Origin of the sequence: Rhizobium altiplani, assembly GCF_001542405.1 — a bacterium.
Lineage (GTDB): Bacteria > Pseudomonadota > Alphaproteobacteria > Rhizobiales > Rhizobiaceae > Rhizobium > Rhizobium altiplani.
The window spans coordinates 1-13680 of sequence record NZ_LNCD01000001.1; the positions used below are offsets into that span (position 1 = coordinate 1).

Annotated in this window: 15 protein-coding genes; 6 read left to right on the forward strand and 9 right to left on the reverse strand. The window is 60.9% G+C overall.

Features of this window, described 5'->3' with window-relative positions; genetic code table 11:
* The 3 genes from AS026_RS00005 to petA all read right to left on the reverse strand — a co-directional run.
* On the reverse strand, positions 1 to 832 hold an 832-nt coding region (locus tag AS026_RS00005; protein WP_062368220.1), incomplete at its 3' end, for a cytochrome c1.
* 26 nt (positions 833 to 858) lie between these two features.
* Positions 859 to 2136, reverse strand: coding sequence for a cytochrome b (locus AS026_RS00010; protein WP_062368221.1), 1278 nt, complete (start codon positions 2134 to 2136; stop codon positions 859 to 861).
* Between the two features lie 13 nt (positions 2137 to 2149).
* Entirely contained in the window at positions 2150 to 2725 is a 576-nt protein-coding gene (gene petA, locus AS026_RS00015) for a ubiquinol-cytochrome c reductase iron-sulfur subunit (protein ID WP_062368222.1), read from the reverse strand.
* A gap of 264 nt (positions 2726 to 2989) precedes the next feature.
* Here petA and napE point away from each other — a divergent pair, with 264 nt between their 5' ends.
* Genes napE through AS026_RS00045 form a run of 6 tightly spaced genes read left to right on the forward strand, consistent with a single transcriptional unit; the run spans position 2990 to position 7643 of the window.
* The gene (napE, locus tag AS026_RS00020) at positions 2990 to 3184 is read left to right on the forward strand and encodes a periplasmic nitrate reductase, NapE protein (protein ID WP_062368223.1); all 195 of its coding nucleotides are present in this window, start codon (positions 2990 to 2992) and stop codon (positions 3182 to 3184) included.
* 7 nt (positions 3185 to 3191) lie between these two features.
* Positions 3192 to 3692 carry a ferredoxin-type protein NapF gene (locus AS026_RS00025; protein ID WP_062368224.1) on the forward strand — a complete coding sequence of 167 codons (501 nt, stop codon included), beginning with the start codon at positions 3192 to 3194 and terminating at the stop codon, positions 3690 to 3692.
* Positions 3685 to 3972: a chaperone NapD gene (locus AS026_RS00030; protein WP_062368225.1), complete on the forward strand. Its 288-nt coding sequence runs from the start codon at positions 3685 to 3687 to the stop codon at positions 3970 to 3972. The genes AS026_RS00025 and AS026_RS00030 overlap by 8 nt, the downstream gene beginning before the upstream one ends.
* A complete protein-coding gene (gene napA / locus AS026_RS00035) occupies positions 3947 to 6454 on the forward strand; it encodes a periplasmic nitrate reductase subunit alpha (RefSeq protein WP_062368226.1) in 2508 nt (835 codons plus the stop codon). The genes AS026_RS00030 and napA overlap by 26 nt, the downstream gene beginning before the upstream one ends.
* The gene (locus tag AS026_RS00040) at positions 6421 to 6924 is read left to right on the forward strand and encodes a nitrate reductase cytochrome c-type subunit (RefSeq protein WP_062368227.1); all 504 of its coding nucleotides are present in this window, start codon (positions 6421 to 6423) and stop codon (positions 6922 to 6924) included. The genes napA and AS026_RS00040 overlap by 34 nt, the downstream gene beginning before the upstream one ends.
* A 5-nt stretch (positions 6925 to 6929) precedes the next feature.
* A complete protein-coding gene (locus AS026_RS00045) occupies positions 6930 to 7643 on the forward strand; it encodes a NapC/NirT family cytochrome c (RefSeq protein WP_167354877.1) in 714 nt (237 codons plus the stop codon).
* 255 nt (positions 7644 to 7898) lie between these two features.
* Here the strand turns inward: AS026_RS00045 and AS026_RS00050 are convergent, their stop codons facing one another.
* The 6 genes from AS026_RS00050 to AS026_RS00070 are packed head-to-tail and all read right to left on the reverse strand — an operon-like array spanning position 7899 to position 13021.
* Complete coding sequence (locus AS026_RS00050; protein ID WP_062368228.1) at positions 7899 to 8711, reverse strand: c-type cytochrome; 813 nt, start codon at positions 8709 to 8711, stop codon at positions 7899 to 7901.
* Positions 8711 to 10333, reverse strand: a complete 1623-nt coding sequence (locus AS026_RS00055) for a b(o/a)3-type cytochrome-c oxidase subunit 1 (RefSeq protein ID WP_062368229.1) — start codon at positions 10331 to 10333, stop codon at positions 8711 to 8713. The genes AS026_RS00050 and AS026_RS00055 overlap by 1 nt, the downstream gene beginning before the upstream one ends.
* The gene (locus AS026_RS00060) at positions 10323 to 10880 is read right to left on the reverse strand and encodes a cupredoxin domain-containing protein (protein ID WP_062368230.1); all 558 of its coding nucleotides are present in this window, start codon (positions 10878 to 10880) and stop codon (positions 10323 to 10325) included. Before AS026_RS00060 ends, AS026_RS00055 begins: the two co-directional genes overlap by 11 nt.
* The gene (locus AS026_RS42185) at positions 10880 to 11047 is read right to left on the reverse strand and encodes a hypothetical protein (protein WP_018856232.1); all 168 of its coding nucleotides are present in this window, start codon (positions 11045 to 11047) and stop codon (positions 10880 to 10882) included. Before AS026_RS42185 ends, AS026_RS00060 begins: the two co-directional genes overlap by 1 nt.
* A gap of 7 nt (positions 11048 to 11054) precedes the next feature.
* On the reverse strand, positions 11055 to 12314 hold the full coding sequence (locus tag AS026_RS00065) for a c-type cytochrome (protein WP_062368231.1): 1260 nt from the start codon (positions 12312 to 12314) through the stop codon (positions 11055 to 11057).
* Positions 12311 to 13021 (reverse strand): c-type cytochrome, encoded by a 711-nt coding sequence (locus tag AS026_RS00070; RefSeq protein WP_063805885.1) that lies wholly within the window; start codon positions 13019 to 13021, stop codon positions 12311 to 12313. Before AS026_RS00070 ends, AS026_RS00065 begins: the two co-directional genes overlap by 4 nt.
* Between the last annotated feature and the right edge of the window lie 659 nt (positions 13022 to 13680).

Sequence of the window (13680 nt, forward strand, 5' to 3'; positions counted from 1 at the left end):
CCAGGAAGACCATGACCATGAAGCCGGTGCGCTTGCGCTCCTCGAGATGCGGCTCGGCGGCCCACATCAGGAAGGAAGCGACGTCCTTGGCGTACTGGTCGACCGTCGCCGGCGAGCCGTCGTCATAGGTGACCTGGCCGTCGGAGAGCGGCTTTGGCATGGCGAGCGCAGCAGCACCGGCGAAGTACGGGTTGTAATGCGTGCCCTCGGCCACCTGGACGCCGGCCGGCGGCTGCTGGTCGTAGCCGGTCAGCAGCGAGTAGATGTAGTCCGGACCGCCTTCCTGATAGCCGCCGACGAACGGGATCATGTCGATCAGGAACTGCGGGAAGCCGCGCTCGATGCCGCGCGCCTTGGCGATCAGCGAGAAGTCCGGCGGCGCCGCACCATTGTTGGCGGCAGCCGCCGCCTCGTGGTTCGGGAACGGCGACGGGAAATGGTCCGACGGAATGGCCTTGCGGGTGAACATGTCACCGCTGGCATTCGGGCCATCCTGAACCTCGTAGTTGGCGGCCAAGGCCTTCACCTGTGCGTCCGAGTAGCCGAGAGCTCCGAGCGTGCGGAACGGCACGAGGCTCATCGAGTGACAGGCGGCGCAGACTTCCGTGTAGACCTTCAGGCCGCGCTGCAGCTGGCCCTTGTCGTAATGGCCGAGCGGGCCGGCAAAGGTCCAGTGCTCATGCTTCGGATGCATGAGCGGATAGTGCGGCGTTGCGCCTTCGGCATGCTCTGCCGGCGCGGCCCCGTTCGGGGTGGTTTCCTGGGCAAGTGCCGCGCCGCTCAAACCAGCGACGACGGCCAGCGACAGGAGGCTGGTAACAAGCTTGTTCATGTGTCTCTTCCCTTCCTGTCGCACGCTCAGGCCTTGACCGGCTCGGCGGCCGCCACCTTGTTGCGCTTTTCCAGAACCGCTTCCGTAATCGAGTTGGGCAAGCGGCGCGGCGTCTCGACGAGGCCGAGAACCGGCATGATCACCAGGAAGAAGGCGAAGTAGAAGAGAGTGCCAAGCTGCGACATGATCACGTAGGTGCCTTCGGCAGGACGCGAGCCGAGCCAGCCGAGGACGATGGCATTGGCGACGAACAGCCAGAAGAACAGCTTGTACCAAGGGCGATAAGCCGCCGAACGCACCTTCGAGGTATCGAGCCAGGGCACGAAGAACAGCACGATGATGGCGCCGAACATGACGAGGACGCCGGCCAGCTTCGAGTCGATCGGTCCGATGTTGAAGGTGATCGAGCGCAGCATCGCGTAGAACGGCAGGAAGTACCATTCCGGAACGATATGGGCCGGCGTCTTCAACGGGTCAGCCGGGATGTAGTTGTCCGGATGGCCGAGGAAGTTCGGCATGTAGAAGACGAAGTAGGCGTAGACCAGCAGGAAGATCGAAACGCCAAGCGCATCCTTCAACGTCGCGTAGGGCGTGAAGCGAACCGTGTCGGTCTTGGTCTTCACCTCGACGCCGGTCGGGTTCGTCTGGCCGACGACATGCAGCGCCCAGATGTGCAGGACGACGACGCCGGCAATGACGAAGGGCAGCAGGTAGTGCAGCGAGAAGAAGCGGTTCAGCGTCGGGTTGTCGACGGCAAAGCCGCCGAGCAGGAACTGCTGGATCCACTCGCCGACCAGCGGGAATGCCGAGAAGAAGCCGGTGATGACGGTCGCGCCCCAGAAGGACATCTGGCCCCAGGGCAGAACGTAGCCCATGAAGCCGGTCGCCATCATCAGCAGGTAGATGAGGACGCCGAGGATCCAGAGGATCTCGCGCGGCGCCTTGTAGGAGCCGTAGTAGAGACCGCGGGCGATGTGCAGGTAGACGGCAACGAAGAAGAACGACGCGCCGTTGGCGTGCATATAGCGCAGCAGCCAGCCGTGGTTGACGTCACGCATGATCTTTTCGACGGAGTTGAAGGCAACCGTCGTTTCCGCCGCATAGTGCATGGCCAGCACGACGCCGGTCAGGATCTGCACGACGAGCATGACCGAAAGCATGGCGCCGAAGGTGTAGGCATAGTTCAGGTTGCGCGGAACCGGATAGGCGACGAAACTGTCATAGACCATGCGCGGCAAAGGCAGGCGCGCATCGATCCACTTCTCAAGGCCGGTTGATGGCTCGTAGCTGGAATGGCCACTCATAAATCAGTCCCCCTCAACCGATCTTGATTACTTTATCGGAAACGAACGAATAGGTCGGGATCGCCAGGTTCTGCGGCGCCGGACCTTTGCGGATGCGACCGGCCGTGTCGTAGACCGAGCCATGGCAGGGACAGAACCAACCATTGTATTCGCCGGCCTGGCCGAGCGGGATGCAGCCGAGATGGGTGCACGAGCCGATCATGACGATCCAGTTTTCCTTGTCCTTGCCGGCCGAACGGTCGACGCCGGTCGCCTGCGCGTCGGACGGCAGGTTGGCGTTGCGCGCCACCGGGTCCTTCAGGTCGGAAAGCGGCACCTCATCGGCAGCCTTCACTTCCTCGGGCGTACGGTTGCGGATGAAGATCGGCTTGCCGCGCCACTTGGCCGTCAGCGACATTCCCGGCTCGAGGCTGGAAACGTCAACCTCGATCGAGGCCAGCGCCAACGTCGAAGCATCCGGACGCATCTGGTCGATAAACGGCCATGCAACCGCGACGGCCCCAACCGCCCCCGCCATGCCTGTGGTGAGATAAAGGAAATCACGGCGAGTCGGCTCGTTTGCGGTTTCTTGGTTCGTGCTGTCTGTCACGCGTTTGACCTTTCGACGCTTGGATCGATCGCTTCGCCGACTGGCGTCCCCCTTGCTTAAGCAAGCGGCTGAACAGCGATTATGACCTCCATAGGTCGAAGGGCGCTCCCGGTATTTGCGCTTCCTCAAAGATCGCTGCGCTCGCCCGACCGCCCCGGCAAAACAGCTCAACTTTCCAACGGTCCTTGCACGCAGCAGGAAGTGCAATTGAGACTTTGCGTCTCCAAAAACGTGTGCTACGATTCTTGCTGTGGGGGAGCCGCCATGACCGATTTGATCGACAAAGCTCCGAAGGAAATCACTCCCCGCGGACGGCGGCGGGTCGAACTCCTTGCTTTCCTCGTTTTGGCGTTTGGAATCTGGCCGCTCGTCGCCGTTGGCGTCGTCGGCGGATACGGTTTCCTCGTCTGGATGTTCCAGATCATTTACGGTCCGCCGGGGCCGCCTGCGGGTCATTGAGGGCGTCATGCGGACAGAGCCCATCTCACGTCGAGCGTTGTTTTTCGGCCGACCTGCCAGGAGAAATATCGGCATCTGTCCTCCTGGGGCGACGGCCGAAAGCCTCAACGCGTGCACGGGGTGCGGGCTTTGCGTCGAACGATGTCCGACCGGCATCATCCGGCTTTCGGACGGGATGCCCTCGATCGATTTCGCTTTTGGCGAATGCACCTTCTGCGGCGAATGCAGCTCGGTCTGTCCCGAACCCGTCTTTTTGACCGTGAACGCCGATCGTTTCCCGCATGTCGCGGTTGTCGGCGACGGCTGTCTCGCGAAGCGCCACGTGGCCTGCCAGTCGTGCGGCGAATGCTGTCCCGAGCAAGCGATCCGCTTCCGCCCGCGGATGGGCGGCCCGTTCGTCCCGGAATTGAACGAAGCGCTCTGCAGCGGTTGCGGCGCGTGCCTCAGCATATGCCCGGTCAGCGCCATCGGCCTTCAGGCCCGCGAAGCGGAGGCCGCCGATGTCTGAGCAGCCGCAGCGCTATCATATTTCCAGCGCGGTGATCGCGACGGTGCCGGCGCGAACCGAAGGCGTCCTGGCTGCAATCGCCGGGATGGAGAATGTCGAAATTCATGGCCACGGCGGCGGCAAGATCGTCGTCGTGATCGAGGGAACGGATACGGGCATGCTCGGCGAATGCCTGACGCGCATTTCGCTCCTCGAGGGGGTGATCACGGCGAGCATGGTTTTCGAGCACGTCGAGACAGAGGAGATGCGAAGCGATGACCGGAACACTGACGCGGCGTGACATCCTGAAGGCCCACGCCGCCGGCATCGCCGCGGCGACGGCCGGTATAGCACTACCTGCCGCCGCCCAGCCGGTACCAGGCGGCGTCGAGGCACTCGAGATCAAATGGTCCAAGGCACCCTGCCGCTTCTGCGGCACCGGCTGCGGCGTGATGGTCGGCGTGAAGGATGGCAAGGTGGTCGCCACCCATGGCGACATGCAGGCCGAGGTCAATCGCGGCCTGAACTGCATCAAGGGCTATTTCCTTTCCAAGATCATGTACGGCGAGGACCGGCTGAAGACACCGCTCTTGCGCAAGCGTAACGGCGTCTATGCCAAGGACGGCGAGTTCGAACCGATCACCTGGGACGAGGCGTTCGACGTGATGGCCGAGCAATGCAAGAGGGTGCTGAAGGAGAAGGGACCGACGGCCGTCGGCATGTTCGGCTCCGGCCAGTGGACGATCTTCGAGGGCTATGCAGCGACGAAACTGATGCGCGCCGGCCTGCGCTCCAACAATCTCGATCCGAACGCTCGCCACTGCATGGCCTCGGCGGCCTACGCCTTCATGCGCACCTTCGGCATGGATGAGCCGATGGGCGTCTATGACGATTTCGAGCATGCTGACGCCTTTGTGCTCTGGGGCTCGAATATGGCGGAGATGCATCCGATCCTGTGGACCCGCGTCGCCGACCGTCGTCTCGGCCACCCACATGTCAGGGTCGCGGTTCTATCCACCTTTACCCACCGCAGCATGGATCTCGCGGACATACCGATGATCTTCAAGCCTGGGTCGGACCTGGCAATCCTCAACTACATCGCGAACCACATCATCCAGACCGGGCGGGTTAACCAGGACTTCGTGGATCGGCATACGCGGTTCGCCCGCGGCGTTACCGACATCGGTTACGGGTTGAGGCCGGATAATCCGCTGGAATTGAAGGCTGCCAATGCGACCGATCCGGCGAAGATGGAGCCAATTGACTTTGCCGCCTTCAAGAAATTCGTGTCCGAGTACACGCTGGAAAAGGCAGCAGAACTGAGCGGCGTTGATACAGGCTTCCTGGAGCAGTTGGCGGAACTCTACGCCGATCCGCAACGCAAGGTCATGTCGCTCTGGACGATGGGCTTCAACCAGCATGTGCGCGGCGTCTGGGCGAACCAGATGGTCTATAACATCCACCTGCTGACGGGTAAGATATCGGAACCCGGCAACAGTCCCTTCTCACTGACCGGGCAGCCGTCGGCCTGCGGTACCGCGCGCGAGGTCGGCACCTTCGCCCATCGCCTCCCGGCCGACATGACCGTTACCAATCCCGAGCACCGCAAGCGTGCGGAGGAAATCTGGCGCATCCCGCATGGCATCATCCCGGAAAAGCCGGGCTACCACGCCGTTCAGCAGGACCGCATGCTGAAGGATGGAAAGCTCAATTTCTACTGGGTGCAGGTCAACAACAATATCCAGGCAGCACCCAACACGAGCAACGAGACCTGGCAGGGCTACCGAAACCCGGAGAACTTCATCGTCGTCTCCGATGCCTATCCGACGATCACGGCGATGAGCGCCGACCTGATCCTGCCGGCTGCGATGTGGGTTGAGAAAGAGGGCGGCTACGGCAATGCCGAGCGCCGCACCCAGCTCTGGCGCCAGCTTGTCCAAGCCCCTGGAGAGGGACGGTCGGACCTCTGGCAGATCGCGGAATTCTCCAAGCGCTTCAAGACCGACGAGGTCTGGCCCGCCAATATCCTCGACGCCAATCCGGAATATCGCGACAAGAGCCTGTTTGACGTGATCTTCCGCAATGGCGAGGTCGACCGCTTTCCCCTCAGCGAACTCAATGCCGACTACGACAATCAGGAAGCGAAGGCCTTTGGCTTCTACATTCAGAAAGGCCTGTTTGAGGAATATGCCACCTTCGGGCGCGGACACGGCCACGATCTCGCACCCTTCAACATGTACCACGAGGTGCGCGGGCTGCGTTGGCCGGTGGTCAACGGCCAGGAGACGCTGTGGCGCTATCGCGAGGGCTTTGATCCTTTCGTGAAACCTGGCGAAGGCGTGAACTTCTACGGCCAGCCGGACGGCAAGGCGGTCATCCTGGCCGTGCCCTACGAGCCGCCGGCGGAGGCCCCGGATGATGAGTTTGACGTCTGGCTGGTGACTGGCCGTGTGCTGGAACACTGGCATTCGGGTTCAATGACATTGCGCGTTCCCGAGCTCTTCAAGGCATTCCCGGGTGCACGGGTATTCATGAACGCGGAGGACGCCCGCAAGCGCGGCATCAACCAGGGTGCGGAAGTGCGGATTGTGTCACGTCGCGGCGAGATCCGGTCGCGTGTCGAGACGCGCGGGCGAAACCGCATGCCGCCCGGCGTCATCTTCGTTCCCTGGTTCGATGCAAGCCAACTGATCAACAAGGTTACTCTCGACGCCACCGATCCCATCTCAAAACAGACGGATTTCAAAAAATGCGCGGTCAAGATTCTCCCCGTCGCCATTTGAGGCGGCCTGATTGGATGCTGGTCACGGCGGGTATTCTGCTTTTCGTCGCGACGGCCACGATTGCCCAGGTATTGCCGGAAGCGGCACCGCAACTGGTCGGGCGAGTGCCGTCGATGGCGATCGGCCCGGCGGCGCCGCTGCCGAAGTGGATCGTGGACGACCGCCGCAGGATGCGCGCCTATCCCGACCAGCCGCCAGTGATCCCTCATTCGATCGAGGGATACGAGCTCTCGGTGAACGCGAACCGATGCCTTTCCTGCCACAAGCGCGAGTTCACCCAGGACTCCGGTGCGCCGATGATCAGCGTAACACACTACATGACCCGCGACGGCCAGATGCTCGCGGATGTCTCGCCCCGGCGCTATTTCTGCACCGCCTGCCACGTGCCGCAGGCGGACGTGCGTCCGCTGGTGAACAACCTGTTCAGGGATATGAGCGAAATGGGCGTCAAGCCTGCGGGAAGCGAGTGACGCCGATGATCTCATGGATCAAGAAAGCGATTGTCTGGGCCTGGTCGATCCTGACGACGCCTGCGGCCACGATTGGGCTCGGCGTCCTGACGCTCGGCGGTTTCATTGGCGGCGTGATGTTCTGGGGCGCGTTCAATACGGCGCTGGAACTCACCAATACCGAGAAGTTCTGTACCTCCTGTCATGAGATGCATGACAATGTTTACCAGGAACTGTCTCGCACGATTCACTTCTCGAACCGCTCAGGCGTCAGGGCCACCTGTCCGGACTGTCACGTGCCGCATCAATGGACCGACAAGATCGCTCGCAAGATGCAGGCATCCAAGGAGGTGTGGGGCAAGATATTCGGCACGATCAATACGCGGCCCAAATTCCTGGAGAAGCGGTTGGAGTTGGCACAGCACGAATGGGCGCGCATGAAGGCCAACGACAGCCTGGAATGCCGCAACTGCCACACCGCGGTGGCAATGGATCTGCAGAAGCAGACGCAGCGCGCTGCCGAGATTCACACCCGATATCTGTTATCTGGACAGGCAACCTGTATCGACTGCCACAAAGGGATCGCCCATGAGCTTCCAAACATGGAAGGCATCGACCCCGGCTGGAAGATGCCGAAAGAGCTGGAAGGCAATGCGATGACGAGATCGACGCCGATCGAGGATCTGCAGGATGCCATAGCCAGAGCGCATGGATCCGCCTCCTCGCAGATGGTTGATTGATCTGCCGCACAAACCGCACGCGAAGTGGCCATTCATTGAAAGGACGGCAAGTGGATGAGACCGCCTTCCGCCGAGTGACTGACATCCGAACACGATCGCAGTGAGGATCTCGCCCTCCCCCGTCAGAGGAAATGTTTTATCGGTCGTTCTTCTCCACGTGGTGTGTAACCACACGGGCGCGATCGAACGAGATGCAGTCGCCATTCAATCCCCGTTCGAATCACCGGCATTTTGACGACACCGCGACGTTTCGGTTCATTCGGTGGACAGATAGGGCGGCGGCTGGTTTGCGTAGTACCGGGCTGCCTCTTCAATCTCTTCGGGCGTCATCGCGCGCGCAACGTTGCGCATCTGACTGCTGATGTCGTTCTGCCGCGAGCCGGATACGAAGGCCTGGAGCTGGGTCTTGAGGTAAAGTTCGGACTGGCCCTCGAGCCACGGACTGCCCAGCTTGTTTTCAATAGTGCCATGACACGAACCACAGGGCGCGATTCCTCTCGTTGGCGCGCCGCTGACCACGATCCGCGGCGCGGGATTGGCCCCGGCGGGATGAAAGCCCGGCAGTCGCGGCAAGAAGGCGTAGTATGCGGCAAGGTCCTGCATATCCCGCTCGGTCAGTTTCGCCGTGAACGGGCTCATGACAGCATTGACACGAACGCCGTCCTTGAAATCGCGAAGCTGTTTATAGACCACGCTCGCATACTGGCCGGCCAGATTCGGGGAGTCTGCGCGGCTTATGCCTGTGGGGCCGTGACAGATGGCGCACTGCTGCGCAAGCGTGGCCCCTCTGCCTATCGCCTCCTCGTTGCGAGTTCGCGAAACTGCGGTTGCTATCTTCACAAGAGACGTCTTGTAACCTGGCTGCACGGGTTCAGAAGCTTCTCCGCGCTGCGGCAGCCCGGCCGCCCGGCAGATGGTATCCCATAAGCCCACCACCTGCTCCCTTGCGTCAAGGCGCGGAAGCAGCACAAAGCCCAATAGCGCGGCGACAACGAAGATTGCGGCTGTGACGAAGACGCTGGTCAGCGTCCACCGGTTCCGAAAGCTGGTCAGCCTGTCGCCGTTCATCACCTTTCTCCCACATATACCGCTGGCACGGAGGTGTCATTGCGTATGGCAAGTTGAAGGATCGGATATCCATAGTTCGTGATCGTCAGTGCTACCATCAGGCCAACCCAAAGACCGTAGCTGTTCAGGGCAGCAGGAACTCTGGTGGTAGGATGGACGGCCAGCGCGAACCGATACTCCTCCGGCTGGCTTGGCGAAGCGAGATGCGAGCGGATAAGAACGACAAGGAAAAGAATACCCGAGGCAACGAGTATGAACCCGCCAATTGCCGAGAGCACGACCGAAACCGCCTCGTTCGCAAGCGCCGGATCCGTATAGTCGAAGAAGGACATCCGGCGCGGCATGCCGAGGATCCCGACATAGTGCCATGGGAAAGTCGTCACGATCATTCCGATGAACCAGAGCCAGAGCTGGAGCCTGACCAGACCAAGGCTGACGAGAGGGCGTCCCGTCAGATGGGGCCACAGGTCATAAGCGATGGCGAAATACATTATGACGATCGCGCCGCCGAAAATGAGATGAAAGTGTCCGGTGATCCACTGCGTGTTGTGGATCGACGCGTCGAGCTGGTAGCTCATGTTTATGAGCCCCCCGGCCCCGCCGAAGCCGAGCATGACGAAGGAGAACGTCACCGCCAGCATCATGGGGTTGCGCCAGGGGAGCGCGGTCAGCCAGCCGAAGGCGCCCCTGCCCCCTCGCGCACGCGCCGCGATTTCCACAGACGCCAGAATGGTGAAGACGGTCAGCAGCGTTGGAAGTGCGACCAGGGCGGTGAAAGTGGAATGGATGAACTTGAAGCCTGCACCGACCTGAGGGTCGGCGAAGGCGTGGTGGATGCCGATCGGCATGGCAACCACGAGAAAGAGGATGAACGAGATACGCGCCATGGTGTCGCTGAAGACGCGACCGCCGATCGCCCGCGGAACGATCGTGTAGTAGGCGATATAGGTCGGCATGAGCCAGAAATAGACGATTGCGTGCAATGTCCACGAGAAGAATACGCGCGCAAGACCGGCGTCGATCGTCGATTTGAACCCGAGTGCAACCGGGATGATTTGCAGCAGTAGCTCCAGGGCGGCGCCGACGGCGGTCCATGCCCATAGATACGAGCCGGCCACGTTCGCAAACATGGCGAGTGGCACCGGAGCGCCCGGATTGGCCCTTTTCCAAACTCTCAGATTGATGGACATGAGAGCCACCCAGATCCAGGAGCCGACAACGACCATCACCACGCCGATATAGTAGAGCGCGCTTCCGATCAAAGGCGGGTAGAAGGTATAAAGCACTGACGCCCGACCAAGGGACACGGGGATCATCGCGACGACAGCGCCGACCGCAATCAGCCAAAAACCGCTCCAGGCCCAGCGGACTCCAACGAGGGCCTGTTTCAGGGAAGCCTCGCTGATCGCATAGCCGAAGGCCATTGCGACAAGCGTTGGGAACACATAACCCATCACCGTGCCATGAGCGGTCAGGGAACGATAATACCATTCAGGATTGCTGATCCAGGGGGAGAGCGGACTGCGGACGTACATCTGCCAGGCGCCAAGCGGCAGGGCAAGGCCAAAGGTCGCGAAGGCGAGCCAGAAGTGCGCCAGAATTAGCCTGCGATTATGGAGCACAGGAAAGCCTCCTCTTGTCCGCAATTTCCGAAAGGAACTGCTGCTTGTCGACGGCCTTCACTTTCGCCCACATGCCTTCGTGGCCAACACTGCAGAACTCCTGGCATGGCATGAGGTGTTCACCGGGTTGGTCAAAGCTGGCCTTCTGAACCGATACGTAGCCAGGAACGAGCATCGTGTTGATGTTGGTGCCCTGGATGAGGAAGCCATGCACGACGTCGGCGCTGGTGGCCCTGAAGGTAACCGGGGTCTGAGTTGGAACGACGATGCAGGGCGGGGAGAACGAATACTGCTGGCCGATCGCCCTTACCGTCACGGAGCCATCCTGCTCAACCGCGCTGCCCAGATTGGATTCAATGAACTCGCCCTGGAGATGGATCGTGGTCGGGTCGATGGTTTCGACCGCTGTCTGCGGCATGGTCGCCTGATGTATCCCGGCGAACGCCGCCATCCCCGCCAAAAACACAATAATCAAGATCGCAACGGTCGCCCAGCGCCGTTCGACGCGCTCAGCGACCGCCGCCGCTTCGTTGTGAACATCGCTCATCAGACGCTCCGGGGCACGAACACAAGCAGATAAAACAAGACCCACATTGCAACGACGGCGGCGGTCGCAATCCCGGCCACAACAACTGCTCCTCGTGGCCCTTCAGCGACAATGCGTTCGACCATCCGGTCGTCGGGGATATGGGCAGGCTCGTCAGGATTGATCATGTCGTCCTCATTGCAGTGGAGCAGATCGAAGCTTGTTCGCCTCGGCGGCGCTGACCGGGGTGCCACGGTTGCCCCATGCCGTCCTGATATATGATGCTACCGCGGCGACCTCGTCGTCGGAAAGCGTGACGGCAAATGGCGGCATGCCATGGGGCATGGGATTCTTGGCGGTAGCCGGCGGATATCCGCCGTTGAGAACCATGCGAATACCATTTACGGCCGATTCCATCTGGATCGACTGGTTTCCGGCTAGCGGCGGGTAATGAGGAGGCTTTCCTTCGCCCTCTGCCCCATGACAGCTCGCGCAGTGCTTGTCATAGACGGTCTTCCCGAGACTGATGAGGAGGCTTGCCTCTTCGGTCCTGACCGAAGGCTTTGGCGGGGAAGGTTCATCCTGCGCGATGCTTTTCAGATAGATGGCCATCGCGCGCGTATCCTCGTCAGTCATGTACTGAAGACTGTTGTACACGACCTCGGCCATCGGCCCGTAGACCGCTCCGCGCGTCGATATTCCCTTCTGCAAAAGATCCGAGATCTCTTCGATCGACCAGTCGCCCAAGCCTGCTTCCTTGTTCGATGTCAGTGATGGAGCATACCAGTCCTGCATCGGAATCAAGCCGCCCTGAAACGCTTCGGACTCGCGACTCCCGCCGAGTGCGTTGATGGGCGTATGGCACATGCCACAGTGGCCAAGCCCCTCCACGAGATAGGCTCCCCGGTTCCACTCGTCGGACTGCTTTGGATCCGGCTTGAACTCGCCCTCGTTGAAGAAGAGGGTTCGCCAGCCGAGGATCAGAGACCTGTTGTTATATGGGAATTGCAGCTCATGCGGCCGGTTCGTCTGGCGCACGGGCGCAATCGTCTTCAAATAAGCGAAGATCGCATCGCTGTCGTCGCGCGTGACCTTTGTGTAGGAACCGAAAGGCATCGCCGGATAGAGGAGACCGCCGTCCGGGAACCTCCCGCTGTGCATGGTCCTGTAGAAATCGTCGGCCGACCATTTCCCAATGCCCGTTTCGGCGTCGGGCGTGATGTTCGAAGTATACAACGTGCCGAAAGGCGTGGGCATCGATCGACCACCAGCAAATAATTTGCCCTCGGGCGCTGTATGGCATGCGACGCAGTCCCCGGCTCGCGCCAGATACTCTCCCTTTTTGACGACATCGCCCGATTGCGGCGACTGCGCAGCAGCCGGCATCAGCGTTGCGGCTATCACCACCATCGATGACACGACAAGAGCGGTTGAAAGTCGATAACGCGCGCTCATGGCGTCCTCCCCTTCTCCGGCTGGCTGCCGCACGCGAAGGGCAACGAATAAGAGCCGGCGGCAGATGGCGCAGGATCGGCGGGCTGAGCCTGATTGGCGAGATAAGCTGCGACGGCTCGAACATCGTCTTCCGTCAAACGTCCAGCGACGAGCTGCATGCAGTCGGGCGCAGTGGCCGTGCGTGTTCCATAGCGCCATCCTCCAAGCTGAGCACTAATGTAACTGGCGCGCAAACCGAGGAGGCCGGGAATACCAGGCTCCTGGCCAGTCAGGGAGCCGCCGTGACAGCTTACGCAGGCCGGAATAGAGCGGTCCAGGTCGCCCTGCGTCACAAGCGCGTGCCCGTGATCAAGCACTGCCGCGCTGGCATCGGTTGGCGGCTTCTCGGGAAGCGCCGGCCGCTGATCGGCGAAATATGCCGCAAACTGCCGCAGATAGTCGTCCGTCAGGAACGCGAGGAGATAGTTCATTGGCGGATATTTCCGCCTGCCCGATTTGAACGCTTCCAGCTGGTTGTGTAGATATCCGGCGGGCTTGCCCGCAAGCCGTGGGAAATACGGATCGTTCGTGCCCTTTCCCTGCTCCCCGTGACAGGGTGTGCAGGCCTGGACACGGTCAGCCATGTCCGGAGGATAGGCCTCCTCCGCAGACGCCACCGCGCCCAGGAGGCTTAGACAGCTTGCAAGGAAAACCCCTCGTACGAACACCAGCGTCACCCCACAGCATCGCACTTAACTAAAAATCGTGATGCGATAGGATATCGCGCGAAGGCGCCTGTCAAGTGTGCCGAGGTATAGCTTTTCAGTGGGCGGTCGGTCGGCTAGCCAAAGGACTTGGTCAAAGCAGTTTTGTCGCTTAAGGGCAGAGTTTCTTTAGCTGACTTTGTCAACGAAGCCGCGCGTCGGCACGGCTGCCGAGATGGCAAGCCCTAGAGATGTCGTTGACGACACGGCGTACCCCGAAGACGCGATCCACGGCTGCCTCGGCAGCGCTTCATGTTGATGCGTTCGCAAGCCTTCTGCGCAAGGTAACCACGCCGACGGTCGCCCTGACGATTTGATGGGTAAGTCCAAGCTCTGGTTGAATTTGATTTCGCATCGCTGCCTGGCGGGTTTCCGACACGCGTGAAACGATCCCGACAGGCGGACGCGACTTCCTCAATCGACCGGACGTGCGGGTCGGTGCTTCGACCTCTCCGGGAGCAGCACATGAAGCTGGACGAATACGGTTCCAATGCAGGAAGGAAGCGCTGGAATAGCTCGAAAAAAGTGATCTTCAGAACGCGGTCGTATCGATGATGGGGAGTATAAAGCGACGTCCCGGCGCTGTCAGCCTTGTCAGACCTGTGACGCTATATTTGCCGTAT